This window comes from Paracoccus lichenicola, from assembly GCF_009708075.1.
Taxonomy (GTDB): Bacteria; Pseudomonadota; Alphaproteobacteria; order Rhodobacterales; family Rhodobacteraceae; genus Paracoccus; species Paracoccus lichenicola.
The window spans coordinates 1-24,019 of sequence record NZ_WMBT01000001.1 but is presented as its reverse complement, the minus strand read 5'-3'; the positions used below and the strand labels follow the sequence as shown (position 1 = coordinate 24,019).

The 24,019-nt window shown below is 67.9% G+C and carries 21 protein-coding genes, 1 tRNA gene and 1 pseudogene; 15 read left to right on the top strand and 8 right to left on the bottom strand.

Going from position 1 to position 24,019, the window contains the following annotated elements; genetic code table 11:
- Positions 1–101: 101 nt before the first annotated feature.
- A complete protein-coding gene (locus tag GIY56_RS00110) occupies positions 102–1,262 on the top strand; it encodes an isovaleryl-CoA dehydrogenase (RefSeq protein ID WP_154762794.1) in 1,161 nt (386 codons plus the stop codon).
- Complete coding sequence (locus GIY56_RS00105) at positions 1,262–1,783, top strand: lysozyme inhibitor LprI family protein (protein WP_154762793.1); 522 nt, start codon at positions 1,262–1,264, stop codon at positions 1,781–1,783. Before GIY56_RS00110 ends, GIY56_RS00105 begins: the two co-directional genes overlap by 1 nt.
- 55 nt (positions 1,784–1,838) lie before the next feature.
- On the opposite strand, the gene GIY56_RS00100 is transcribed toward GIY56_RS00105, so the two are convergent.
- Positions 1,839–2,450 (bottom strand): OmpW/AlkL family protein, encoded by a 612-nt coding sequence (locus tag GIY56_RS00100; protein ID WP_154762792.1) that lies wholly within the window; start codon positions 2,448–2,450, stop codon positions 1,839–1,841.
- 134 nt (positions 2,451–2,584) lie between these two features.
- Here GIY56_RS00100 and GIY56_RS00095 point away from each other — a divergent pair, with 134 nt between their 5' ends.
- The 6 genes and pseudogenes from GIY56_RS00095 to GIY56_RS00070 all read left to right on the top strand — a co-directional run bounded on the left by GIY56_RS00095 (position 2,585) and on the right by GIY56_RS00070 (position 8,832).
- Entirely contained in the window at positions 2,585–4,189 is a 1,605-nt protein-coding gene (locus GIY56_RS00095; RefSeq protein ID WP_154762791.1) for a carboxyl transferase domain-containing protein, read from the top strand.
- A gap of 160 nt (positions 4,190–4,349) precedes the next feature.
- The gene (locus tag GIY56_RS00090) at positions 4,350–6,278 is read left to right on the top strand and encodes an acetyl-CoA carboxylase biotin carboxylase subunit (protein ID WP_154762790.1); all 1,929 of its coding nucleotides are present in this window, start codon (positions 4,350–4,352) and stop codon (positions 6,276–6,278) included.
- Positions 6,271–6,990 carry a glutathione S-transferase family protein gene (locus GIY56_RS00085; RefSeq protein WP_154762789.1) on the top strand — a complete coding sequence of 240 codons (720 nt, stop codon included), beginning with the start codon at positions 6,271–6,273 and terminating at the stop codon, positions 6,988–6,990. The genes GIY56_RS00090 and GIY56_RS00085 overlap by 8 nt, the downstream gene beginning before the upstream one ends.
- Before the next feature lie 192 nt (positions 6,991–7,182).
- Positions 7,183–7,296 (top strand): annotated as a pseudogene (locus GIY56_RS00080) (enoyl-CoA hydratase); the annotation flags it as partial.
- 45 nt (positions 7,297–7,341) lie between these two features.
- Positions 7,342–7,797, top strand: coding sequence for a dUTP diphosphatase (dut, locus tag GIY56_RS00075; protein ID WP_154762788.1), 456 nt, complete (start codon positions 7,342–7,344; stop codon positions 7,795–7,797).
- 3 nt (positions 7,798–7,800) lie between these two features.
- The gene (locus GIY56_RS00070) at positions 7,801–8,832 is read left to right on the top strand and encodes a HesA/MoeB/ThiF family protein (RefSeq protein ID WP_328288392.1); all 1,032 of its coding nucleotides are present in this window, start codon (positions 7,801–7,803) and stop codon (positions 8,830–8,832) included.
- Between the two features lie 61 nt (positions 8,833–8,893).
- Here the strand turns inward: GIY56_RS00070 and GIY56_RS00065 are convergent, their stop codons facing one another.
- Positions 8,894–9,382 carry a hypothetical protein gene (locus GIY56_RS00065; RefSeq protein WP_154762787.1) on the bottom strand — a complete coding sequence of 163 codons (489 nt, stop codon included), beginning with the start codon at positions 9,380–9,382 and terminating at the stop codon, positions 8,894–8,896.
- A 139-nt stretch (positions 9,383–9,521) separates the two neighbouring features.
- Here GIY56_RS00065 and GIY56_RS00060 point away from each other — a divergent pair, with 139 nt between their 5' ends.
- Positions 9,522–11,546 carry a M3 family metallopeptidase gene (locus tag GIY56_RS00060; protein WP_154762786.1) on the top strand — a complete coding sequence of 675 codons (2,025 nt, stop codon included), beginning with the start codon at positions 9,522–9,524 and terminating at the stop codon, positions 11,544–11,546.
- On the opposite strand, the gene GIY56_RS00055 is transcribed toward GIY56_RS00060, so the two are convergent.
- Entirely contained in the window at positions 11,543–12,106 is a 564-nt protein-coding gene (locus GIY56_RS00055; RefSeq protein WP_154762785.1) for an SH3 domain-containing protein, read from the bottom strand. The genes GIY56_RS00060 and GIY56_RS00055 overlap by 4 nt on opposite strands.
- Before the next feature lie 173 nt (positions 12,107–12,279).
- On the opposite strand from GIY56_RS00055, the gene GIY56_RS00050 reads away from it, so the two are divergent.
- Together GIY56_RS00050 and GIY56_RS00045 are read left to right on the top strand one after the other, a co-directional pair.
- A complete protein-coding gene (locus GIY56_RS00050) occupies positions 12,280–13,281 on the top strand; it encodes a 2-hydroxyacid dehydrogenase (protein ID WP_154762784.1) in 1,002 nt (333 codons plus the stop codon).
- A 38-nt stretch (positions 13,282–13,319) separates the two neighbouring features.
- Positions 13,320–14,483 carry an MFS transporter gene (locus GIY56_RS00045; RefSeq protein ID WP_154762783.1) on the top strand — a complete coding sequence of 388 codons (1,164 nt, stop codon included), beginning with the start codon at positions 13,320–13,322 and terminating at the stop codon, positions 14,481–14,483.
- Between the two features lie 4 nt (positions 14,484–14,487).
- Here the strand turns inward: GIY56_RS00045 and panB are convergent, their stop codons facing one another.
- Both panB and panC read right to left on the bottom strand, forming a co-directional pair.
- Positions 14,488–15,297, bottom strand: coding sequence for a 3-methyl-2-oxobutanoate hydroxymethyltransferase (panB, locus tag GIY56_RS00040; RefSeq protein ID WP_154762782.1), 810 nt, complete (start codon positions 15,295–15,297; stop codon positions 14,488–14,490).
- Positions 15,287–16,153, bottom strand: a complete 867-nt coding sequence (panC, locus tag GIY56_RS00035) for a pantoate--beta-alanine ligase (RefSeq protein ID WP_154762781.1) — start codon at positions 16,151–16,153, stop codon at positions 15,287–15,289. The genes panB and panC overlap by 11 nt, the downstream gene beginning before the upstream one ends.
- Positions 16,154–16,315: 162 nt before the next feature.
- Here panC and GIY56_RS00030 point away from each other — a divergent pair, with 162 nt between their 5' ends.
- Positions 16,316–18,808 (top strand): GcvT family protein, encoded by a 2,493-nt coding sequence (locus tag GIY56_RS00030; RefSeq protein WP_154762780.1) that lies wholly within the window; start codon positions 16,316–16,318, stop codon positions 18,806–18,808.
- Positions 18,809–18,829: 21 nt separating this feature from the next.
- Here the strand turns inward: GIY56_RS00030 and GIY56_RS00025 are convergent, their stop codons facing one another.
- Complete coding sequence (locus tag GIY56_RS00025; RefSeq protein ID WP_196053503.1) at positions 18,830–19,381, bottom strand: TetR/AcrR family transcriptional regulator; 552 nt, start codon at positions 19,379–19,381, stop codon at positions 18,830–18,832.
- Between the two features lie 304 nt (positions 19,382–19,685).
- Positions 19,686–19,760 (bottom strand) — tRNA-Gly (locus GIY56_RS00020).
- Between the two features lie 194 nt (positions 19,761–19,954).
- Between GIY56_RS00020 and GIY56_RS00015 the strand changes: the two genes are divergently transcribed.
- Entirely contained in the window at positions 19,955–20,542 is a 588-nt protein-coding gene (locus GIY56_RS00015; RefSeq protein ID WP_328288391.1) for a DUF5671 domain-containing protein, read from the top strand.
- Entirely contained in the window at positions 20,535–20,915 is a 381-nt protein-coding gene (locus GIY56_RS00010) for a hypothetical protein (protein WP_154762778.1), read from the top strand. Before GIY56_RS00015 ends, GIY56_RS00010 begins: the two co-directional genes overlap by 8 nt.
- Position 20,916: 1 nt before the next feature.
- Here GIY56_RS00010 and uvrA read toward each other — a convergent pair whose 3' ends face one another.
- Entirely contained in the window at positions 20,917–23,769 is a 2,853-nt protein-coding gene (gene uvrA / locus GIY56_RS00005) for an excinuclease ABC subunit UvrA (RefSeq protein ID WP_154762777.1), read from the bottom strand.
- Positions 23,770–23,772: 3 nt separating this feature from the next.
- On the opposite strand from uvrA, the gene GIY56_RS18300 reads away from it, so the two are divergent.
- On the top strand, positions 23,773–24,019 hold a 247-nt coding region (locus GIY56_RS18300; protein ID WP_196053502.1), incomplete at its 3' end, for a biotin carboxylase N-terminal domain-containing protein.

Here is a 24,019-nt window from a genome sequence, read left to right as displayed (position 1 = left end):
ACCGCATCCCCCTTCCGTCGCAGGCTGGCGCTTGACCGCCGCCGGAAAGGTGGCCTATACGAAATGAACGATCGTTCAATAAACCGGGAGGGGGTTTGCGGATGTTCACGCGGGGGATGGAGTTCGACGGGGGCGAGGACGTGAACGCCCTGCGCGACATGGTGCATCGCTGGGCGCAGGACCGCGTCAAGCCCATCGCCGCCGCCGTGGACCGCACCAACGCCTTTCCGAACGAGCTGTGGACGGAAATGGGCGATCTGGGCCTTTTGGGCATCACCGTCCCCGAGGAATTCGGCGGCGCGGGCATGGGCTATCTGGCCCATGTCGTGGCTGTCGAGGAAATCGCACGGGCCAGCGCCAGCGTCAGCCTGTCCTATGGCGCGCATTCCAACCTGTGCGTGAACCAGATCAAGCTGAACGGCACCGACGAACAGCGCCGCAGGTATCTGCCCGACCTGTGCAGCGGCAAGGCCGTGGGCGCGCTTGCCATGTCCGAGGAAGGCGCGGGCAGCGACGTGGTGTCGATGAAGCTGCGCGCGGAAAAGAAGAACGACCGCTATGTCCTGAACGGCAGCAAATACTGGATCACCAATGCGCCCGATGCCCACACGCTGGTCGTCTATGCCAAGACCGACCCTGACGCGGGGTCCAGGGGCATCACCGCCTTCATCGTCGAACGCGGCATGGCGGGGTTTTCCACCAGTCCGCATTTCGACAAGCTGGGGATGCGCGGGTCGAACACGGGCGAGCTGATCTTCGAGAATTGCGAGATCCCGTTCGAGAATGTTCTGGGCGAGGAAGGCCGGGGCGTCCGCGTGCTGATGTCGGGGCTAGATTACGAACGGCTGGTCCTGTCGGGCATTGGCACCGGCATCATGGCCGCCTGCCTGGACGAAGTGATGCCCTATGTCCGCGACCGCAAGCAGTTCGGCCAGCCGATCGGGTCGTTCCAGCTGATGCAGGCCAAGATCGCCGACATGTATGTCGCGCTGAACACCGCACGTGCCTATGTCTATGAGGTGGCCAAGGCCTGCGACGCGGGCAAGGTCACGCGCCAGGACGCGGCGGGCGCGGTGCTCTATGCCAGCGAACAGGCCATGGTGCAGGCCCACCAGGCGGTGCAGGCGCTTGGCGGGGCAGGGTTTCTCAACGACAGCACGGTCAGCCGCCTGTTTCGCGACGCCAAGCTGATGGAGATCGGCGCGGGCACCAGCGAAATCCGCCGGATGCTGATCGGGCGCGAACTGATGGAGGTGGTGTGATGCGCGTCTTGCTAATCCTGGCCGTGATGGCAACCCCGGCTTTCGGCCAGGAACCCGAACGGCCGCCCTTCGATGGGGGGCTGATCGACGCCTGCCTGGAAAACGCCAGCGGGCAGGCCAAGCCGGACGAAACGCCGGATTACCTTGCCTGCGTCGGCGCGGCCTCCGGTCCCTGTCTTGCCTCGCCCGAGGGCCAGAGCACCGCGGCGATGTCCTGGTGCCTGGGAAATGAACTGGATGTCTGGGACAAGAAGCTGAACGACAGCTATGCCAGGGTGCTGAAGGCCGCGAGTGCCGCCGATGCCGAGATGGCGGACCTGGGATCCGCCGCCGCAAGACAGGAACCGCTGCTGCGCCAGATGCAGCGCGACTGGATCGCCTTTCGCGACTCGGCCTGTTCCTATGAAGGCAGCCGCTGGGGCGGCGGCACCGGCGCGGGTCCGGCTGGCGTCGAATGCAGCCTGCACCTGACGGCGGAGCAATACTTGCGCCTGCGCGCGTGGGAGCCGCAGGATGACTAGGCCGTCTGCGGCACGGCTTCGGCGCATCCCGTCAAGGATGCGCCGGGCGTATGGCTCAGAACTTCATCACGTAGCTGACGCCCGTGACCAGCGGGTCGATCGCGACCTCGCCAATGTCGGCGCCGTTCAGGGTCACGTCCGCGTCGATGTCGATGTAACGCAGGTCGGCGCGGATGGCCGAACGGTCGTTGATCCAGTAATCGGCGCCCAGATGCGCGGCCAGGCCCCAGCTGTTCTTCACGCGCAGGTCCGTGCCCGACAGCGGGCCTTTCGATTCCGCATCATAGATGCCGGTGAAGTTCACGCCGACGCCCACGAAAGGCTTGAACTGCGGGGTGGCGTCGAAATGGTATTGCAGCGACACGACCGGGGGCAGGTGCTTGACGGTGCCGATCTCGGTTCCGTCCGACTTGATCGAATGCTTGAAGGGCAGGGCGCCCAGCAATTCGACCCCGATGTTGTCGCGGATGAAATATTCGACGGTGATCTGGGGGCGGGTGTTGTCGTCGATCTCGACCGGGACGGTGCCACCTGCCAGGTCGCCGTTGTCCGACTTGGGGTTCACGTTCGCGATGCCCAGACCGACGGTCAGGTCGCCCGCCTGCTGCGCAGCCACCGGGGAAACGACGGCCAGCACGGCCGCGGCGGCAAGGCACAGAGTTTTCATCACAAGACTCCTTCAAAGGTTACAGGGCGCGGCATGGACCGGTGCCCGGGCCGAAAACATGATCTGGATCAAACCGCTGTGAACCAAAGCTCGGCTGCGACAATGCGCCGCGCCCCGTTCGGGAAAGCCTGCCCATGAAGCTGACATCATCCGCCCTGACGACATCGGATGGCTTCCGCGCCAACCGTCAGGCGCATCTGGCGCTGCTGGAGGTCGCCCGCGAAGCCGCCCTGGCCGCCGCCGCCGGGGGCGGGGCCAAGGCGATGGAGCGCCACACCGGCCGGGGCAAGATGCCCCCGCGCGAAAGGGTGGCGAACCTGCTGGATTCGGGTTCGCCCTTCCTGGAAATCGGCGCCACGGCGGCGCATGGCCTTTATGACGATGCGGCCCCCGGCGCGGGCGTGATCGCGGGCGTGGGCCGGGTGCATGGCCGGGACGTGATGGTCGTGGCCAACGACGCCACCGTGAAGGGCGGCACCTATTATCCGATGTCGGTCAAGAAGCACCTGCGTGCCCAGGAAATCGCCGAACAGTGCCACCTGCCCTGCGTCTATCTGGTCGATTCGGGCGGCGCGAACCTGCCCAACCAGGACGAGGTCTTCCCCGACCGCGACCATTTCGGCCGCATCTTCTACAACCAGGCGCAGATGAGCGCCAAGGGCATCCCGCAGATCGCCGTGGTGATGGGAAGCTGCACGGCAGGTGGCGCCTATGTCCCCGCCATGTCCGACGTGACGATCATCGTGCGGGGCCAGGGCACGATCTTCCTGGCCGGTCCCCCCCTCGTCCGCGCCGCCACGGGCGAGGTCGTCACCGCCGAGGATCTGGGCGGCGGCGATGTTCACACCCGCCTGTCCGGCGTGGCCGACTATCTGGCCGAGGATGACGCCCATGCGCTCGCCATGGCGCGGCGCGCCCTAGGCCACCTGAACCGCCGGATGCCCGACACGGTGGCCTGGCAAACCCCCGAACCCCCGGCCTTCGACCCCGAGGAGATCCTGGGCGTCGTCCCCGCCGACCTGCGCACCCCCTACGACATCCGCGAGGTGATCGCCCGCGTCGTGGACGCCAGCCGCTTCGACGAATTCAAGGCCCGCTTCGGCGAGACGCTGGTCACGGGCTTCGCCCATGTCGAGGGCTGCCCGGTCGGCATCGTCGCCAACAACGGCGTGCTGTTCTCCGAAGCCGCGCAGAAAGGCGCGCATTTCATCGAACTGTGCAGCCAGCGGTCCATTCCGCTGGTCTTCCTGCAAAACATCACCGGCTTCATGGTCGGCCGCAAATACGAGAACGAGGGCATCGCCCGCCACGGCGCCAAGATGGTGACGGCGGTCGCCACCACGAACGTCCCCAAGATCACGGTGCTGGTGGGCGGCAGCTTCGGCGCGGGCAACTACGGCATGGCGGGCCGCGCCTACTCGCCCCGCTTCCTGTGGACCTGGCCCAACTCGCGCATCAGCGTCATGGGCGGCGAACAGGCGGCAGGGGTGCTGGCCACCGTCCGCCGCGAAGGCATCGAACGCACAGGCGGCACCTGGTCGGCGGAAGACGAGGCCGAATTCAAGCGCCCCACCATCGAGATGTTCGACTGCCAGTCCCACCCCCTCTACGCCTCGGCGCGGCTGTGGGACGACGGCATCATCGACCCGCGCAAGACCCGCGACGTGCTGTCGCTGTCCCTGCGCGCCTGCCTCAACGCGCCCATCGAACCCACACGCTTCGGCGTGTTCAGGATGTAGAACGGATGTCTCTTTCACCTTTGCATAAATATCCCGCGGGGGGTGAGGCGCGCCCGGAAAAAGGTCCAGTGGACCTTTTTCAGCGACGAACGCCTGCCGCCATGCGGCAGGCTGGGGCGCGTGAAACCCTTTCTCTTTCCCGCCACAGGCAGGTGCCGCCATGTTCCAGAAAATCCTGATCGCCAACCGGGGCGAGATCGCCTGCCGCGTCATCGACACCGCCCGCAGGCTGGGCGTGCGCACGGTGGCGGTCTTTTCCGACGCCGACCGCGCTGCCCGCCATGTCGCGCTGGCGGACGAGGCGGTCCACATCGGCGGCCCCGCGCCCAAGGACAGCTACCTGCGCGGCGACGCGATCATCCGGGCCGCGCTGGACACCGGCGCGCAGGCGATCCATCCGGGCTATGGCTTCCTGTCCGAAAACCCCGATTTCGTGGAAGCCGTGACGGCGGCTGGCCTGGTCTTCATCGGACCGTCCGCCAGCGCGATCCGCGCCATGGGGCTGAAGGACGCCGCCAAGGCGCTGATGTCGCAGGCGGGCGTGCCCGTGGTCCCCGGCTATCACGGCGAAAACCAGGATCCCGCGCATCTGGAGGAACAGGCGGGCCGGATCGGCTATCCGGTCCTCATCAAGGCCGTTGCGGGCGGCGGTGGCAAGGGGATGCGCCTTGTCGAACGCCCGCAGGACTTCGCGAGCGCCCTGCAATCGGCGCAAGGCGAGGCCGCGACCGCCTTCGGCAACCCCGCCGTGCTGATCGAGAAATACATCCAGCGGCCCCGCCATATCGAGGTCCAGGTCTTCGGCGACGGCACCCGCGCGGTCCACCTGTTCGAACGTGATTGTTCCCTGCAACGCCGCCATCAGAAGGTGATCGAGGAAGCCCCGGCCCCCGGCATGACGCCCGAGATGCGCCAGGCCATGGGCAATGCGGCGGTCCGCGCCGCCGAGGCCATTGGCTATGCGGGCGCGGGCACCATCGAATTCATCGTGGACGCCAGCGGGGGCCTGCGCCCCGACGGCTTCTGGTTCATGGAGATGAACACCCGCTTGCAGGTCGAACACCCCGTGACCGAGGCGATCACCGGCGTCGATCTGGTCGAATGGCAGTTGCGCGTCGCCAGTGGCGAACCCTTGCCCGCGCGGCAGGAGGATCTGACGATCCACGGCCACGCCTTCGAGGCCCGCCTTTACGCCGAGGACGTGCCCGCAGGCTTCCTGCCCGCCACGGGCCGCCTGGCGCATCTGCGATTTGCCGACACGGCCCGCAACGAGACCGGCGTGCGGCAGGGCGATACGATCAGCCCCTGGTATGATCCGATGATCGCCAAGGTCATCACCTGGGGCAAGACCCGCGCCATGGCGCTTGGCAAGCTGGAAGCCGCCCTGGTCGATACCGAGGTCGCAGGCACCGTCACCAACATCGACTTCCTGATCGCCTTGACCCGGCATGGGGGCTTTCGCGCGGGCCAGGTCGATACCGGCCTGATCGCGCGCGACCTGGACGCCCTTGTCGCGGCATCCGAACCCCAACCCGCCGCCCGCGCGCTGGCGGTGATCGGCCTGGCGGGTCTGGCCGATCCCAGCGTCAAGGGCGGCATGACCCTGTGGCAGCCGCTGCGCCGCACCATCGCCTGGCAGGGGGGCCAGGCCGTGCTGGAGGTTCTCGGCCCCGGCGCGGCCTGCGTGACGCTGGACGGCCAGCCACTTGATGTCCGCTGGCAGGGCGACCGCTGGTGGGTGGACGGCGCGCTGAGCCGCCACCGCATCACCGCGCATGACGGCGGCGTCAGCGTCTTCGGCGCGGGCAGCCTGCATCTGGCGCCGCTCGATCCGCTGGACCGGCAGGCCGATGCCGGGGCAGGGGCGGCGCTGACGCTGTCGCCCATGCCGGGACTGGTGAAATCGGTCCATGTCGCCGCCGGGCAGGCCGTGAAGGCGGGCGACCGCCTGGCCGTGCTGGAGGCGATGAAGATGGAACACGGCCTGACCGCCGCCCGCGACGGCGTGGTGGCCGAGGTTCTGGCAGCGGCGGGCCAACAGGTCGAGGCCGGCGCCCCCCTGATCCGGCTGGAGGAGGAGGATGCCTGAACCCACCCCCACCGACGCAGCCCCGCCCGCCCAGGGCGGCCCCGTCAAGGACGACACGGGCGAGATCATCCTGTGGCACGTCCCCCTGTCGCGCTCCATGCGCATCCTGTGGCTGCTCAATGAACTGGACCTGCCCTTCAGCCTGCGCGTGATGGACCTGCGCGGCAAGGACATGCGCGCCGCCGAATACGCGGCCATCCACCCGGTCGGCCGCGCGCCCGCCTTGCAGATCAACGGCAACGTCATCCACGAATCCGGCGCGATGGTCGAATACCTGTGCGAAACGCGCGGTCCCCACCTGTGGCGCGCGCCGGGCGAGGAGGGGCGGCTCGGCTGGCTCGACTGGCTGCATTTCGCCGAAACCATCGGCCAGCACATTGCCAACCTGACGCAAAGCCACCTGATGTTGCGCGACCCGGCCACGCGCTCGGCCACGGTGATGAAGCTGGAAACCGCGCGGCTGGCCCGCACCCTGCGGCTGGTCGAACAGACGGTCGAGCGGCAGGACTGGCTGATGGCCAGCGGCTTTTCCGGCGTGGACTGCTCGGTCGGCTGGTCGGTCTGGATCGCGGGCCGCTTCGTCCGCCTGCCGCCCGCGCTGCAAGCCTATGCCGACCGCTGCACCGCGCGCCCTGCCTTCCGCCGCGCCTTGCCGCAGGAAGGCGAGCCGCAGCTTTACGACCGCGACTTCTACGAGCTTCCCGATACGTGAGATCGAAGTCAGCAGCTTCGTTTCCTCGAACTGGGTGCCGCAGATGGGAAACGCCGCGCAGGTTCGCGATCTTCGCCAACGCGTCCAAGGGCTTCAGCCGCGCCACCCTGAACGCCACGATTGCCGAAAGCCTGGAACGGCTGGCCGCCATGGGCGGACGGCATTCCAATGCGCGGCCATGTCAGCATGGACCAGGCCGTGATCGCCGACAGCATCGACCGCCGGGTCGCCGCCTGGGAAGGGACCGAGGCCCCCGAGGGCATCGCCGCCTTCTTCGACAAGCGCAAGCCGTGCTGGCAGGTCTGATCCGCCTGCGCTAAGCCTTGAGCAAGAACAGCAAGGGCGGCAGGCATGGAAGTCAGGATACTGGACCCGCGGATCCGCGACTGGGGGATCCCCGATTACCAGACGGCGGGGTCGGCGGCGGTCGATCTGTTCGCCTGCATCGACGCGCCCCTGGACATCGCCCCGCAAGCCCCGGCAGTGCTGATCAGCGCCGGGATCGCGCTGTCCTTCGACGATTTCTCCTGCGCGGGCCTGATCCTGCCCCGGTCGGGTCAGGGGCACAAGCGCGGCCTGGTGCTGGGCAATTCGACCGGGTTGATTGACCCCGATTACACGGGCGAGATCCTCATCAGCACCTGGAACCGCAACCCCGCCGGATCGCCGCCGGTCACCGTCCAGCCGGGCGAACGGATCGCGCAGATGATCTTCGTCCCCGTCCTGCGGCCCACCTTTACCGTGGTTGACGGCTTCAGCCGGGCCACCGCGCGGGCGGCAGGCGGCTTCGGCTCGACCGGGGCCTGAGCGGTGCTGGGGTTCTGGCTGCTGGTCGGGGTCGCGGCGGCGGGATGGGTCTTTGGCCTGCCGCGCCGGTGGCTGGTGGCCGCGCTTGTCGCGGTCTGGGCGGTGATCGAACTGGCCCATCTGGCGGGGGTGGGGACGGCGTTCGGCGGATCGGCGCGCGGCTGGCTGGTCGCGGGCGGGTTGGCGGGCGTGGTCATGGGCTATCGCGCGGGCCTTGGGCGGCTGCGCGCGCGGGCGGCGCCTGCGCCGGTGCCCCCTGCCGCCGATCCCGGCATGTCGGACGCGGAACTGGACCGCTATGCCCGCCACCTGGTGCTGCGCGAAATCGGCGGTCCCGGCCAGATGCGCCTGCGTGAGGCGCGGGTGCTGGTGGTGGGTGCGGGCGGCCTGGGCGCGCCGGTCTGCCTGTATCTGGCGGCGGCAGGGGTAGGGCGGATCACGCTGGCCGACGCCGATACGGTCGGCTTGTCAAACCTGCAACGCCAGGTGATCTTTCGCAGCGACCAGCGGGGCGAGGGCAAGGCCCAGGCCGCGGCGGGCGCGATGCGCGCGCTGAACCCGCAGGTCGCGGTGACGCCCCTGCCGCGCCGCATCACCGGGGCCGATGCCGACCTGATCGCCCAGCACGACTTGGTCCTGGACGGCACCGACAGCTTTGCCGCGCGGGACGCGATCAACCGCGCCTGCGTCGCCGCTCGCGTGCCGCTGATCGCGGGGGCCATCGCGCAATGGGAAGGGCAGGTCACGCTGTATGACCCCGCGCACGGCGGGCCGTGCCTGGCCTGCCTGTTCCCCACGGCCCCCGCGCCGGGCCTCGCCCCCCCTTGCGCCGAGGCGGGCGTGATCGGCCCCTTGCCCGGCGTCGTCGGCAGCCTGATGGCGCTGGAGGCGATCAAGCAACTGACCGGCGCGGGGCAGGGCCTTCGCGGGCGGATGCTGATCTTCGACGGGCTTCACGGCGAAAGCCGCATGATCGGCACGGCGCGGCGCCCGGATTGCCCGGTGTGTGGATCGGGCAGTCGAGTTTCCAATTGACGCAGGACTGTTAGCTGCGAGGGAAATCAGGTTGCATCCTGCGGGAAACGCTGTTCCCTTGTCAGAAACGAAGTTTTTCGATCGTTTCAAAAATGTTCATGATATTGACAAAGCGTGTATTTGCCTCCGAGCTTGTCATGCTGGTGCATCGATCTGGATGATAGGATTTCTGAACCGCCTTCTTCAGGGCCTTTATTGCCGTAAGCATCTGTGGGATCCTGCCTTCTTGCGCCGGGCTTGGACCAGCTTCGCGGGCCTTTGCTGCGGAAAGTGCGGCAGCAAGCGCTCTATTTTCGCTGCGCAGCCGGTCTATTTCCTGGAGGGACTTCGCAAGCTCACCCCGGAGTCTTCCGGTATCATCTTTCTGCGCCCCAGGCCCCTTTAGAGCCGCAAGTCGCGTCGTCACCCGCCCCCCGAGCCTCTGTGCCCGTGCCGTTCCACGGTGCTGAAGTTCAGCCGCGAGTTCTTCCAACTTGGACATATTGTCCATATACCGGCTGAACATCTTCTCCAGTTCTTCGATGGAACTTGATATATGCGGTCGTGACACGTTTAACCCCTGGCGTCTTTCGCATAAGATACGCATGAGGCATGTCGCGGGCCATCACATGTCTAAGGTTTTCAGTTTTTCGAGTGCTGGCGCTTGGGATTAAGCTGAAATAGGTTCCATTCCAGACTGGAGGCCCGCCATGAACCCTGACCTGACCCGATGGACCGGACCCGAGGGGCTGCCCCGCTTCGACCGGATCGCGGACGCGGACTTCACCCCCGCCTTCGACCGCGAACTGGCCGCAGCCGAGGCCGCGATGGAGGCCATCGCTGCCAATCCCGACGCGCCCACCTTCGCCAACACCGTCGCCGCGATGGAACTGGCCGAGGACGGGCTGAACCGCCTGCTGTCGATCTTCTACACCTTGGCCAACGCCGATTCGAACCCGGCGCGAGAGGCGCTTCAACGCGACTTCGCCCCCCGGCTGGCGGCTTACAACAGCAAGACCGGAATGGACCCGCGCCTGTTCGCCCGCGTCAAGGCGGTCGCCGCCACGGCGGACAGCCTGCCGCCCGAGGATCGCCGCATCACCGAACTGGCCCTGCGCGGGCTGACGCGGTCCGGCGCGGGACTGGACGGCGCGGCGCGCGAGCGCATGGCCGAGATCCGCGCCCGCATGGCGGTGCTGACCACGCGGTTTTCCCAGAACGTGCTGGCCGACGAACGCGATTACGTCCTGCCCGTCCCCGACGACCGGCTGGCGGGGCTGCCCGACTGGCTGGTCCGGTCCATGCGCGCGGCTGCGGCGGCGCGGGGGATGGACGGGCAGGTCGTCACCCTGTCCCGGTCGCTGATCGTGCCCTTTCTGGAACATGCCGGCGACCGCGCGCTGCGAGAGGTCGCGTTCCGCGCCTGGACCGCGCGGGGAACGGGGCAGGGCGCGGGGGGCGAGGCCACCGACAACCTGCCCCTGGTGGCCGAGATCCTGGCGCTGCGCCATGAACGCGCTCGGCTGCTGGGATACGCCGATTTCGCCGCCTTCAAGCTGGAACCCGAGATGGCGGGCACGGCCGACCGCGTGGCGGACCTGCTGGGTCAGGTCTGGGAACCGGCCCGCAAGCGTGCGGCCAGCGACGAGGCCAGGCTGACCGCCCTCGCGCGAGAGGATGGCGTGAACGGCGCGCTGGAACCTTGGGACTGGCGGCTTTACGCGGCGCGGCTGCGGCGGCGGGACCATGACTTCGATGCCGACCAGGTGAAGCCCTATCTGACGCTGGACGCGATGCTGGCGGCCATGATGGACGTGGCCCACCGCCTGTTCCGGCTGGAGTTCCAGCCCTTCGACGCCCCCCTGTGGTCGCCCGATGCGCGGGCCTGGCGGATCACGCGGGACGGGCGGCTGATGGCGGTCTTCGTGGGCGATTACTTCGCGCGGCCCTCGAAACGGTCGGGGGCCTGGTGTTCGTCGCTTCAGGTCCAGCACAAGATCGGCGCGGGGCAGCGGCCCATCGTGGTGAACGTCTGCAACTTCACCCCGCCCGAAGGCCCGAACGCGCCCGCCTTCCTGTCCTGGGACGATGCGCGCACGCTGTTCCACGAATTCGGCCATGCCACGCATCACATCCTGTCGGACGTGACCTGGCCATCGATCTCCGGAACGGCAGTGGCGCAGGATTTCGTGGAGCTGCCCTCCCAGCTTTACGAACACTGGCTGGAACAGCCCGCCGTGCTGGACGCCCATGCGCGGCACCACCGGACGGGCGAGCCGTTGCCCGCCGATCTGCGCGACCGGCTGCTGGCAGCGGGCAAGGCCGATGCGGGGTTTTCCACGACCGAATATCTGGAAAGCGCGCTGGTCGATCTGGCATTTCACCAAGGCGATCCGCCCGCCGATCCCATGGCCCGGCAGGCGCGGGTGTTGGCGGGGCTGGACGCGCCTGCCGCAATCCCCATGCGCCACGCGACGCCGCATTTCAGCCATGTGTTCAGCGGCGACAGCTATGCCAGCGGCTATTACAGCTACATGTGGTCCGAGGTGATGGACGCCGACGCCTTCGCCGCCTTCCAGGAGACCGGCGACATCTTCGACCCGGCCACCGCGCGGAGGCTGGAGGAAACGATCCTGTCCAAGGGCGGCTCGGCCCCGGCGGACCAGCTGTGGCTGGCGTTTCGCGACCGGATGCCGGGGGTCGATGCGCTGCTGCGGGGGCGGGGGTTGGCCTAGTCCCGCACCTCGTCCGCGTCCACGCCCCAGATGGCGGTCTTGGGCACCCATCCCCGCTGCCCTCCGCCGGAAATGCGGCACCAGTCCGGCTCGCATTCGCCAAGCCGCACGATGGCCCCCATCTCGGCCCGCGCCACGATGTCGGCGTCCGGGTGCGGGCGGCTGCGCAGTTCCACCATGTCCTGCGTCACAAGCGCGGTACGCACGCCTGACAGCAGCGCGTAATGGATCCAGCCGCCCGCGCCGTCCTTGTCCTCGACCCGGCGCCAGTGGCCGAATTCGGCCACCACGCGCAGGGGCATCCCGGCGTGGCGGAACACCCAGTCGATGCGGTGCGACAGGCTGGGACCACGCCGCGCGTTGCCCTCGGACCCCTTCAGGCTGACATAGCGGGGGACGGGCAGGTTGGTGACGGGACCGCGCGTCGCGCCGCCTTCGTCCTGGACGCGCACGATCCGCGCATCGGCCGATTGCGGCACGGCGTCCGCCTGGGCCAGCGCCGGACCCACCGATGCAGCCACGGCCAATGCCCCGGCCCCCAAAAGCGTCCTTATTCTCATAAACCCGTCCGTTCCTGCCGACCGCCGTTCCGGCGGCCCCTTCTGCCCTTTGCCGGGACCGCGCAAGCCGCCCCGATGAGGTCTTGTGCGCGCCCCATATCGCGGGCAGTTTGCCAAAACCGGCGGCACTTTGAAAGGCCGCCCCGACATGACATCGAGAAAGTGAGGCCCTCATGCACAGCCCGCAGCCCTCGCGCCAGAAACTGCGCGTCGTCGTGACGCGCCGCCTGCCCGAGGCGGTCGAGACGCGCATGAAGGAACTGTTCGACGTGGTCCTGCGCGAGGAAGACGCCAAGATGTCGCGCGACGATCTGGCGGCGGCGATGCGCGGGGCGGATGTGCTGGTGCCCACCGTGACCGACCATATCGACGCCGCCATGCTGGCCCAAGCGGGCGAGCGGTTGAAGCTGATCGCCAATTACGGCGCGGGCGTGGATCACATCGACGTCCAGTCCGCCCGCCAGCGCGGCGTGCTGGTCACGAACACCCCCGGCGTCGTGACCGAGGACACGGCCGACATGGTCATGGCGCTGATCCTGGGCGTGGTGCGCCGCATCCCCGAGGGCATGGCCGAGATGCAGGCCGGCCGCTGGGCCGGATGGGCGCCGACTGCGCATCTGGGCGGGCGCGTCGGCGGGCGCCGGCTGGGGATCCTGGGGATGGGCCGCATCGGGCAGGCGGTGGCGCGGCGGGCCAATGCCTTCGGGATGCAGGTCCATTACCACAACCGCCGCCGCCTGCGCCCCGAGATCGAGCAGGAACTGCAGGCGACCTATTGGGAAAGCCTGGACCAGATGCTGGCGCGGATGGACATCATCAGCGTGAACGCGCCGCATACGCCCTCGACCTTCCACCTGCTGAACGCGCGGCGGCTGAAGCTGCTGAAGCCCACGGCAGTGGTCGTCAACACCTCGCGCGGCGAGGTGATTGACGAGAACGCCCTGACCCGGATGCTGCGCGCAAGGGAAATCGCGGGCGCGGGCCTGGACGTGTTCGAGCATGGGCACGAGATCAACCCCCGCCTGCGCGAACTGCCGAACGTGGTCCTGCTGCCCCACATGGGCAGCGCCACGATCGAGGGCCGTGCCGAGATGGGCGAGAAGGTCATCATCAACATCAAGACCTTTGCCGACGGCCACCGCCCGCCCGATCTGGTCGTGCCCAGCATGTTGTAACGGGGGCGAAGCCCCAGGACCTTCTGCAAGGGTGGATCATGGCCAGGACGGGTCTCGTCGGGATCAAGGCGCGGTGGGCGGTGTCGGCGCTGTTCTTCTGCAACGGGCTGCTGGTGGGAAGCTGGGCGCCCAAGCTGCCCGCCCTGATGGCGCGGCTCGGCATCACCGAGCAGGTCGCGGGCCTGATCGTGCTGGCGCTCGGGGTCGGGTCGATCTGCATGATGCCAGTCTTTGGCGCCCTGGTCGCGCGGCGCGGGTCGGCCCATGCGGTCCGGCTGGCGGCGATGCTGGCCACGCCCAGCCTGATCTGGATTTCGCTCGCCCCCGGTCCCTGGTGGGCGGCCGCCGCCGTGCTGGCCTTTGGCGGGCTGATCGGGGCCATGGACGTGGCCATGAACGCCAATGCCGTGGCGGTCGAGCGCGCCCGGCGCCGCGCGATCATGTCGTCCTGCCACGGGTTCTGGTCCCTGGGCGGCCTGGCGGGCGCGGGGGCAGGGGGCGTGGCGATCCAGGCCCTGGGCGAACTGACCCATGCCGTCATCGTGACGCTGATCGTCGCGGGGATCCTGGTGCTGGCCTTTCCCCTGCTGCTGCGGGACAAGCCGTCCGCCGACCACCGGCATGAACCCCTGCGCCTGCCGCGCACGCCGCTGCCTTATCTGATCGGCGTCATGGCGCTGGCCTCGATGATCCCCGAGGGCGCGATCCTCGACTGGGCAGCGGTCTATCTGCAGCGGGAGATGGGCGCGTCCCTGGCGCTGGCGGGGTGGGGCTTTGCCGCCTGCGCGGGAACGATGGCGGTCATGCGCTTCCTGGGGGACGGGATCCGGGGCCGGTTCGGCGCGGTCAGGACGCTGCGGGCCAGCACGGGGATCGCCATGGCGGGCCTGGCGCTGGCGGCGCTGGCGCCCTCGCCCCTGACCGCAATCGCGGGCTTTGCCCTGGCGGGCATCGGCATCGCGAACATGGTGCCCATCGCCTTTTCGGCGGCGGGCAACGTGCCGGGCCTGGCGCATGGCGTGGGGCTGTCGGTCGTCACCACCATGGGCTATTCCGGGATCCTGCTGGCCCCGGGCACCATCGGCTTCCTGGCCGAACGGACCAGCTTTTCCGTCATCTACGCGGGCCTGTCGCTGCTGCTGCTGGTGCCGCTGCTGCTGTCCCGCCTGGCGCGGACGGCGGACTTTCATCAGGGGGGCTGAGCGGTCAGCGATACACGTTGTCCTCGCCGGGAAAGCGCCGTTCGCGCACGGCGGCGGCGTAATCGGCAATCGCCCTATCAGCCTGCGCCCCCAGATCCGCGAAGCGGCGCACGAAGCGCGGCACGCGGCCGGTCAGGCCCAGCATGTCGTCCAAGACCAGGATCTGCCCGTCGCAGCGGGCGGAGGCGCCGATGCCGATGGTGGGAACCGCCACGGTTTCGGTGATGCGGTCGGCCAGGGGTTCGACCACGCCCTCGACCACGATGGCAAAGGCGCCCGCCCCCGCGACATCCACGGCATCCTGCACATGGCGGGGCCAGCTTTCGGCATCGCGCCCTTGGGTCTTGAACCCGCCCATGGTGTGCGTGGTCTGCGGCGTCAGGCCGACATGGCCCATGACCGGGATGCCGCGTTCGGTCAGGAAGCGGATCGTGGGGGCCATGCGGCTGCCGCCCTCCAGCTTGACGGCCCCGCAACCGGTTTCCCCCATGACCCGGGCGGCGTTGCGGAAGGCTTGTTCCGGGCTTTCCTCGTAGCTGCCGAAGGGCATGTCCACGACCACCATGGCCCGCCCGCTGCCCCGCACCACCGCCTGGCCGTGCAGGATCATCATCTCCACCGTCACGCCGATGGTCGAGGGCAGGCCGTGGATCACCATGCCCAGGCTGTCGCCGACCAGGATCAGGTCGGCATGGGCATCCACCAGGGCCGCCAGCGGCGCGGTATAGGCGGTCAGCGCGACGATGGGCGTGCCGCCCTTGCGTTCCGCGATCTGCAGGGCGGTCACGCGCTTGACGCGGGTTTCAACGGACATCGGGGGCGCCTTTCGGATGGGCGACCCGCTGGTCGATCAGCAGCACGTCGCCGAAGCGGACGGCCAGCAGGATCACCACGGGGGCTTGGATCATGGCGATGCGCGACAGGGTGGCGGCATCGCGGATGTCGATGGATCGGATGTCGGCCAAGGGTTCCGCCCCGATGATCCGGCGCAGCGCGGCGCGGGTGGCGGAGAGGCCCGCGCCCTCGGCCACCATCCGCTGGGCCTGATCCAGGGCGCGGTTCAGGACGGGGGCTGCGGCGCGTTCGCCGGGCGACAGGCGGCGGTTGCGTGACGACATGGCAAGGCCGTCGGCTTCGCGCACGGTGGGCACGGGCAGGATTTCGACCGGCATGTCCAGGTCCGCGACCATCTGCCGGATCACGGCAAGCTGCTGGTAATCCTTTTCGCCGAATGCCGCGGCGTCGGGGCGGACGATGTTGAACAGCTTCGTCACCACCGTCGCCACGCCCCGGAAATGGCCGGGGCGCAGCCGGCCCATCAGCATCCGGGATAGATCCGTGACCTCGACCACCGTCTGCGCGCCGGGGCGGTAGATGTCGGCGACCGTGGGCAGGAACACCGCGTCGCAGCCCGCCTGTTCCAGCAGGGCGATGTCGTTTTCCTCGTCCCGGGGATAGGTCGCCAGATCCTCGTTCGGGCCGAACTGCGTGGGGTTCACGAAGATCGACGTGACCACCCGGCCGCCACCCTGCGTGTCCAGCCAGCGGCGCGCATGGGCCACCAGCGACAGGTGCCCGTCATGCAGCGCGCCCATGGTCGGCACCAGGGCCACACGTCCCCCTGGGCTGCGCCAATCGCGCATCGCCCCCTTGTCGCGGCAAATCTGCATTCCGTCCCCCCTTGGTGGCGCAGACCCTAGCGGACCGTCACGGATTCGCACAAGTGCTGCGTTGCAGCATGTCGTTTTTGGCCATTATAGGTCGGGCCTAACGAACCGGCTGGCACAGGCCGTGGCAGTAACGGGCAACAACATACCCAAGGAGTCGCGCGGATGAAGTCGCATGTGAAGGTTCTTGTCGTCGGGGGCGGCGCGGTCGGCTGCGGCATCGCGCTCCACCTGGCGCGTGCGGGGTGGGACACCATGCTGGTCGAGCGTGACGAGCTGACGGCGGGATCCACCTGGCACGCGGCGGGCCTGCTGCCGCTGTTCAACATGAACTACGCGACGACCCATATCCACGACTATTCGGTCAAGCTGTATGCGGACCTGGAGGCGCAGACCGGGCTGAACGCGGGCTTCACCCGCTGCGGCAACCTGCGGATGGCGCAGACGCAGGACCGGATGGACGAATACATGCTGTATTCCGCCACTGCCGAGACCGTGGGGATCGAGCATCAGTTCCTTACCCCGCAGCAGATCAGGGACCGCTGGCCCCTGGTCCGCACCGAGGATCTGAAGGGCGCGCTGTTCCACCCGACCGACGGCTACATCAACCCCGCCGACGTGACGCAGGCCATGGCCAAGGGCGCGCGGATGGCGGGCGCCACCATCGAGCGCAAGATCCAGGTGAACGGCTATGCCTGGACCGGGTCCGAATGGATCGTGACCTGCGAGAAGCTGGTGGAAAAGGGCGGCAACCTGGTCGGATCGGGCGAGGTCTTCGAGATCCGGGCCGAGCATGTCGTGACCGCCACCGGCAACCACGCGCAGCGCACCGCGCGCCTGCTGGGCATCAGGATCCCCGCGATCCCGGTGGAACACCAGTACATCGTCACCGAACCCGACCCCGCCCTGGTGCAATGGCGCGCGGCGGGCAACCCCGAACACCCGGTCCTGCGCGATGCCGACGCGAAATGGTATGTGCGAGAGGAGCGCGGCGGCTGGATCCTGGGGCCATACGAACGCAACGCCCCGGCGCGGTTCCTCTATGACGTGCCCGAATCCTTCCGCGCCGACCTGTTCCCGCTGGATCTGGAACGGATCGAGGAGGAATACATGTCCATGATCCACCGGATCCCGACATCCGAAACGGTGGGGCTGAAGGACGACTACAACGGCCCGATCTGCTATACCCCCGACGGCAACCCGCTGGTCGGCCCTGCGCCGGGCCTGCGCAACATGTGGCTGGCCGAGGGCTTTTCGTTCGGCATCACCGCGGCGGGCGGCGTGGGCCATTACCTGACGCAGATGATGGTCAATGGCGAGGCCGAGATCGACATGGCGTCCCTGGACCCGCGCCGTTTCGGCGGCTGGATGACCACGGAATATGCCGCCCGCAAGAACGAAGAGGCGTATGAGCACGTCTTCATCCTGCACCACCCCGATGAGGAACGCGAAGCCTGCCGCCCGCTGCGCACCTCGCCCGCCTATGACCGGCAAAAGGCGCGGGGCGCGCAGTTCGGGCAGGTGAACGGCTGGGAACGGCCGAACTACTACGGTCCCGAGGGCTTCGACGACCACGCGTCCCGCAGCTTCCGCCGGGGCGGCTGGTGGCAATACGCCAAGGCCGAGGCCGAGGCTGTCCGCAATGCGGCGGGCCTGATCGACGCGACGGCGTTCGCCAAGCACAGCGTCAAGGGGCCGGGCGCGACGGCCTTCCTGGATTGGCTGACCACCAACAAGCTGCCCAAGGTGGGCCGCATCAACCTGACCTATGCGCTGACCGATGCGGGCACCACGCGGACCGAATACACCATCGTCCGGCTGGCCGAGAACGACTATTACCTGGTCTCCGCCGGAGCATGGGCGGCCTATGACGGCGACCACCTGGTGAAGTCGGCCGAGGATTTCATGGCGGCGGGCGGGGATTACGTCAGCATCCAGGACGTGACCACGCAATGGGGTGTCTTCGCCCTGGCGGGTCCGGCCTCGCGCGACATCCTGGCCAAACTCATCCGCGACGCGCAGCCCGAAACCGCGCTGTCCAACAAGCGGTTCCCCTGGCTGTCGGCCAAGCGGATCGAACTAGGCATGGTGCCGGTCAACGCCATCCGCGTGGCCTATACGGGCGAGCTAGGCTGGGAACTGCACCATCCGATCGAGATGCAGAACCACCTGTTCGACCGCCTGATCGAGGCGGGCGAGCCGTTGGGGCTAAAGCTGGTGGGCGCGCGGGCGCAAAACTGGCTGCGGCAGGAAAAATCCTATCGCGCCTTCGGCACGGAACTGGGCCGCGACGCGACCCCGCTGGAGGCGGGACTGGACCGCTTCGTCGATCTGTCCAAGGACTTCCGCGGCAAGGCCGCGATGCAGGCCAAGGGCATCCGGTCGCTGTGCATCACGCTGCTGATCGACGGCCCGGGGGACGCCGATCCCTGGGGCCGCGAGGGGATCTTCCTGGACGGGGAAAAGGTCGGGCGCCTGACCTCGGGCGGGTATTCGGCAGCGTTCGGCAAGCAGATCGGCATGGGCTATGTCCGCCCCGATCTGGCGGCGCCGGGGACCAAGGTCAAGGTCCGCATGTTCCGCGAATTCTGGGACGCCGAAGTGACCGAGGACAGCCCCTATGATCCGCAGAACGCGCGGATCCGCGTGGACGGCTAAGCCCGCGCCCTGCGCCGCCGGTCAGCCGACCAGCAGGCGCAAGGCATCCTCGTAGGAGGACAGGTTGACGGGCGTGTCGGGGGGATAGGGCCGGTCCATGTTCAGCGCGGCGAAACCATGGGTCAGCGCCCAGATCGCCGTTTCAAAGGCCGCGGGCGGGCGGTTCCCCACGAAGGGCGTCCAGTGGTCCTGAAGGATGGCATAAACGGCGCGTGCCGCCAGGCGCAGGTCGTCGTTCTCGGTCGGCAGCTGGTCGAACATCAGCCGGAACAAGGCCGGCCTGCGCCAGGAAAAGCGGATATAGGCCTGGTTCACCGCCAGCAGGCCCTGGAACGGATCGGCATCCGGCGGCAGGGCATCACGGGCGCTGACCAGTTCATGCAGAAAGCTGCAGAACCCCTCGGTGGCGATGGCCGTGCGCAGGCCGGGCAGTCCGTTGAAGTGATGGGCAGGCGCGGCATGGGATACGCCTGCGCGGGCGGCGACCCGGCGCAGCGTCAGCCCCTCGGCGCCTTCCTCGTCCAGAAGGGCCAGTCCGGCTTCGATCAACAGTCTGGGCAGATCTCCGCGCATCGGCATCGTGATCATCGCTCAACTTGACAGTGTAAAGCCAATCGGGGATGCTGGCTTATCCCGGTTGGTTAACGGCACGCTGGAAAGCGGGACAGCCGTGCCGTCTTGTGCCTTGGGTAATGGGTTTCCGGGACGCCCGCTTAAGCTCTGGCCTGATAGTGTTCGTGTTTTCGTTTCAACGGTGATCAGGCCAGAGCCTTTGCGGGCGACCATAAACGCCCTTGCAGATTCTGCAACCTCTGGTCGAACCTTTTTGTATGGACAAAACAAAAAAGCCGAACCCGAAGGTCCGGCCTTTTCGTTTTGGAGCGGGCGATGAGATTCGAACTCACGACCCTAACCTTGGCAAGGTTATGCTCTACCCCTGAGCTACGCCCGCATCCGTTCCGTCGGCGCTTCGTCTCGCCTTCGGTGAGCGGTGATTTATGGGACTGCGCCGGGGGGTGCAAGAGGAAAAATCATCTGGCAGGCGGAAATTTTCCGGCCCGTTGACAGGCCTTGCCGAACCGCGCGAACCTGGCCGCCAGCAGTGGGGGGAAGGCCGTGGCCGCTGGCGAGCCGCTTTCACAATTCGTGCGTGACGCCCTGGCCGGCGGGCACGACGGGCCGCGCATCCGCGAGGCCCTGCAAGGGGCCGGCTGGACCGCGCCAGAAATTGACGGCGCGATGGCCGCCTGGCAGGGCGGGGGCGATCTGCCGCCGGTGCCGCGTCCCCGGCCCTATGTCTCGGCGCGCGAGGCGATGCTGTATGCGCTGCTGATGATCGCCCTGGTGCTGCTGTGCTTCCATGTCCTGCGGCTTGGTTTCCAGCTGATCGACGGGGCCATCCCCGATGGCGCGGACAGCGCCCTGCCGGACCGGTGGTCCATGCGGTTTTCCATCGCCGCCATCCTGGCCGTCCTGCCGCTGTTCGTGGTGCTGGACCACCGCATGGCCCGCCGCCTGGGGCGGGGCGAACAACGCCGCCGGTCGCAGGCGCGCCGGGTCTTCGCCTCGGTCACGATCCTTGCCGCCGCGCTGGTGCTGCTGGGCGATGCCGTGTCGGTCGTTCATGCCTTCCTGTCGGGCGACCTGACGCCGCGCCTGGCCGCGAAATGCGCCTTGGTGGCCGTCATGGGCCTGCTGGTCGCGGCCTGTTACCGCGAGGATCTGGATGGCTAGGCGCTGGTTCGTCCGGGCGCTGGCCGCGCTGTCGCTGGCGGTGCTGGCCGCGGGGATCATCGCGACCGGCGGACCTGCGCAGGGCCGGGCGGAACGGCGCGACCAGGCGCGCCAGCGCGACCTGTCCGAGATCCAGTCGCTGCTGGCCTGCAAGGCGCAGCAGGCGGGCCGGGTGGGCACCGATCCTACCCCGACCGAGGCCTGTCCGATGACGCCCCGGCTGGCCGATCCCTTCACGGGCGCCCCGTATCGCATCGAGCAGGTCGCGCCCGACACGCTGCGCCTTTGCGCCGGGTTCGAGCTGCCGCCCGAGGCGCAGGATCATGGCCCCGACGCCTCGGGCTGCATGGTGCAGCGGGTCGTGCCGGACTGACCTATTCCGCCGCGCGGACCCGCGCGGGCCGCAGCATTGGCGCCAGATAGCGCCCGGTGTGGCTGTCGGGGATCTTCGCCACGTCCTCGGGCGTGCCAACGGCCACGATGCGCCCGCCGCCGTCGCCGCCCTCGGGACCGATGTCGATGATCCAGTCGGCGGTCTTGATGACATCCAGGTTGTGTTCGATCACCACCACCGTGTTGCCCTGATCGACCAGCCGGTGCAGCACCTCCAGCAGCTTGCGCACGTCCTCGAAATGCAGGCCTGTGGTAGGTTCGTCCAGGATGTACAGCGTCTTGCCGGTGGACTGGCGGGACAGTTCCTTGGCAAGCTTGACCCGCTGCGCCTCGCCGCCCGAGAGGGTGGTGGCCTGCTGGCCGACCTTGACGTAGCCAAGGCCCACCTCCATCAGCGCGTCCATCTTGTTGCGGATGGCGGGCACGGCGGAAAAGAAGCCCTGCGCGTCCTCGACCGTCATGTCCAGCACGTCGGCGATGGACTTGCCCTTGAACTGCACCTCCAGCGTCTCGCGGTTGTATCGCTTGCCCTTGCAGGTCTCGCAGGTGACGTAGACATCGGGCAGGAAGTGCATCTCGATCTTGATGACGCCGTCGCCCTGGCAGGCCTCGCAGCGTCCGCCCTTGACGTTGAAGCTGAACCGGCCGGGCTTGTAGCCGCGCGCCTTGGATTCGGGCAGGCCCGCATACCAGTCGCGGATGGGGGTATAGGCGCCGGTATAGGTCGCGGGGTTCGACCGGGGCGTGCGGCCGATGGGCCGCTGGTCGATGTCGATCACCTTGTCCAGATGCTCCAGCCCCTTGATCGTCTCGCACGGCGCGGGGGTCTGGCGCGCGCCGTTCAGGCGCAGGCTGGCGGTCTTGAACAGGGTTTCAATCGTCAGCGTGGACTTGCCGCCGCCCGAGACCCCGGTGACGCAGACGAACTTGCCCAGCGGGAATTCCGCCGTCACGTCCTTGAGGTTGTTGCCGGTGGCCTTGACCACCGTCACGACCTTGCCGTTGCCGGTGCGGCGTTCGTCGCTGAACGCGATCTCTCGCGCGCCCGACAGGTACTGGCCCGTCAGGCTGGCCGGATCGGCGGCGATCTCGTCGGGCGTGCCCTGGCTGACCACGGTGCCGCCATGCACGCCCGCGCCCGGACCCATGTCGAAGACGTAATCGGCATGGCGGATCGCGTCCTCGTCATGTTCCACCACGATGACCGAGTTGCCCTGATCGCGCAGGCCCTTCAATGTGTCCAGCAGGCGGTCGTTGTCGCGCTGATGCAGGCCGATCGAGGGTTCGTCCAGCACGTACAGAACGCCGGTCAGGCCTGACCCGATCTGGCTTGCAAGGCGAATCCGCTGGCTTTCGCCGCCCGACAGCGTGCCCGCCGCGCGGCTCAGCGTCAGGTAGTCCAGGCCCACGTTCACCAGAAAGCCCAGCCGTTCGCGGATTTCCTTGAGGATGGCGTGGGCGATCTCGTTCTTCTGCTTGCTCAGGTGCTGCGGCGCGGCCTGGATCCAGGCCAGCGCCTCCTTGATCGACAGTTCCACGACCTGGCCGATGTGGTTGCCGGCGATCTTGACCGCCAGGGCCTCGTCCTTGAGGCGATAGCCGTGGCAGGCGCCGCAGGGGCGGTTGTTCTGATACCGCTCGAACTCCTCGCGCACCCACGCGCTGTCGGATTCGCGCATCCGGCGTTCCATGTTGGGGATCACGCCCTCGAACACGCGGCTGACGTTGTAAACACGGCCCGCGTCGTCGAAACGGAACACGATCTCCTCGGCTCCCGAACCGTGCAGGAACATGCGCTGCACGTCCTCGGGCAGGTTCTTCCAAGGGGTCTTCTTGTCGAATCCGTAATGCTTGGCCAGCGCGTTGACCGTCTGCGTCAGATAGGCGGATTTCGACTTGGCCCAGGGGGCGATGGCACCCTTTTCCACCGACAGCGCGGCATCGGGCACGACAAGCCGTTCGTCAAAGAACAGTTCCGCACCCAGGCCATCGCAAACCGGGCAGGCGCCATAGGGGGCGTTGAAGGAAAACAGCCGCGGCTCGATTTCCGGGATGGTGAAGCCGCTGACCGGGCAGGCGAAGTTCTCGCTGAAGGTGGTGCGTTCCGGTTCATCGGCGGCGGTTTCCACGATGGCGATGCCGTCGGCCAGATCCAGCGCCGTGCGCAGCGAATCGGCCAGGCGCGTTTCCAGCCCTTCGCGCACGACGATGCGGTCCACCACCACGTCGATGTCGTGGCGGAACTTCTTGTCCAGGGTCGGCGGCTCGTCCAGTTCGTGGAACTGGCCGTTCACCTTGACACGCTGGAAACCCTGCTTGCGAAGCTCCAGGAATTCCTTGCGGTATTCCCCCTTGCGGTCGCGGACGATGGGGGCCAGCAGATAGGCGCGCGTGCCCTCGGGCATCTCCATGATCCGGTCCACCATGTCCTGGACCTGCTGCGCCTCGATCGGCAGGCCGGTGGCGGGGCTGTATGGCGTGCCCGCGCGGGCGAACAGCAGCCGCAGGTAGTCGTAGATTTCCGTGACCGTGCCGACGGTTGACCGGGGGTTCTTGCTGGTCGTCTTTTGCTCGATGCTGATGGCGGGGGACAGGCCGGTGATGTGGTCCACGTCGGGCTTGCCCATCATGTCCAGGAACTGGCGCGCATAGGCCGACAGGCTTTCGACGTAACGCCGCTGCCCTTCGGCATAGATCGTGTCGAAGGCCAGCGAGGATTTGCCCGAACCCGACAGACCGGTGATGACCACCAGCTTGTCGCGCGGGATGTCCATGTCCACGCCCTTCAGGTTATGCTCGCGCGCGCCGCGCACCTCGATGAACTTCTGTTCCATGACATGTCCCTGGCCGACCAAGGGCATCACATAGGGAGAACGGGCCAAAAAGCAACCGCAGAATGGGAACATCAGGCGAACACGACCCTGCGTAAACCTTTTGTGGCAACGGGTGCATGGTGGCGCTTGCGCTGCGCTGCGGCATTGCTAGTCTGCCGCGCAAAGTCGAAAGGGGACCGCGCGATGTTTCAGAAGATCCTGATTGCGAACCGTGGCGAGATTGCGATCCGCGTGATGCGGGCGGCCAACG

What these genes read in the sequence shown, in the direction of transcription:
- GIY56_RS00110 (WP_154762794.1), top strand. Translation starts at nt 102, where the DNA reads ATGTTCACGCGGGGGATGGAGTTCGACGGGGGCGAGGACGTGAACGCC.
- GIY56_RS00105 (WP_154762793.1), top strand. Translation starts at nt 1,262, where the DNA reads ATGCGCGTCTTGCTAATCCTGGCCGTGATGGCAACCCCGGCTTTCGGC.
- GIY56_RS00100 (WP_154762792.1), bottom strand. Translation starts at nt 2,450, where the DNA reads ATGAAAACTCTGTGCCTTGCCGCCGCGGCCGTGCTGGCCGTCGTTTCC.
- GIY56_RS00095 (WP_154762791.1), top strand. Translation starts at nt 2,585, where the DNA reads ATGAAGCTGACATCATCCGCCCTGACGACATCGGATGGCTTCCGCGCC.
- GIY56_RS00090 (WP_154762790.1), top strand. Translation starts at nt 4,350, where the DNA reads ATGTTCCAGAAAATCCTGATCGCCAACCGGGGCGAGATCGCCTGCCGC.
- GIY56_RS00085 (WP_154762789.1), top strand. Translation starts at nt 6,271, where the DNA reads ATGCCTGAACCCACCCCCACCGACGCAGCCCCGCCCGCCCAGGGCGGC.
- dut (WP_154762788.1), top strand. Translation starts at nt 7,342, where the DNA reads ATGGAAGTCAGGATACTGGACCCGCGGATCCGCGACTGGGGGATCCCC.
- GIY56_RS00060 (WP_154762786.1), top strand. Translation starts at nt 9,522, where the DNA reads ATGAACCCTGACCTGACCCGATGGACCGGACCCGAGGGGCTGCCCCGC.
- GIY56_RS00055 (WP_154762785.1), bottom strand. Translation starts at nt 12,106, where the DNA reads ATGAGAATAAGGACGCTTTTGGGGGCCGGGGCATTGGCCGTGGCTGCA.
- GIY56_RS00050 (WP_154762784.1), top strand. Translation starts at nt 12,280, where the DNA reads ATGCACAGCCCGCAGCCCTCGCGCCAGAAACTGCGCGTCGTCGTGACG.
- GIY56_RS00045 (WP_154762783.1), top strand. Translation starts at nt 13,320, where the DNA reads ATGGCCAGGACGGGTCTCGTCGGGATCAAGGCGCGGTGGGCGGTGTCG.
- panB (WP_154762782.1), bottom strand. Translation starts at nt 15,297, where the DNA reads ATGTCCGTTGAAACCCGCGTCAAGCGCGTGACCGCCCTGCAGATCGCG.
- panC (WP_154762781.1), bottom strand. Translation starts at nt 16,153, where the DNA reads ATGCAGATTTGCCGCGACAAGGGGGCGATGCGCGATTGGCGCAGCCCA.
- GIY56_RS00030 (WP_154762780.1), top strand. Translation starts at nt 16,316, where the DNA reads ATGAAGTCGCATGTGAAGGTTCTTGTCGTCGGGGGCGGCGCGGTCGGC.
- GIY56_RS00025 (WP_196053503.1), bottom strand. Translation starts at nt 19,381, where the DNA reads ATGCGCGGAGATCTGCCCAGACTGTTGATCGAAGCCGGACTGGCCCTT.
- GIY56_RS00010 (WP_154762778.1), top strand. Translation starts at nt 20,535, where the DNA reads ATGGCTAGGCGCTGGTTCGTCCGGGCGCTGGCCGCGCTGTCGCTGGCG.
- uvrA (WP_154762777.1), bottom strand. Translation starts at nt 23,769, where the DNA reads ATGGAACAGAAGTTCATCGAGGTGCGCGGCGCGCGCGAGCATAACCTG.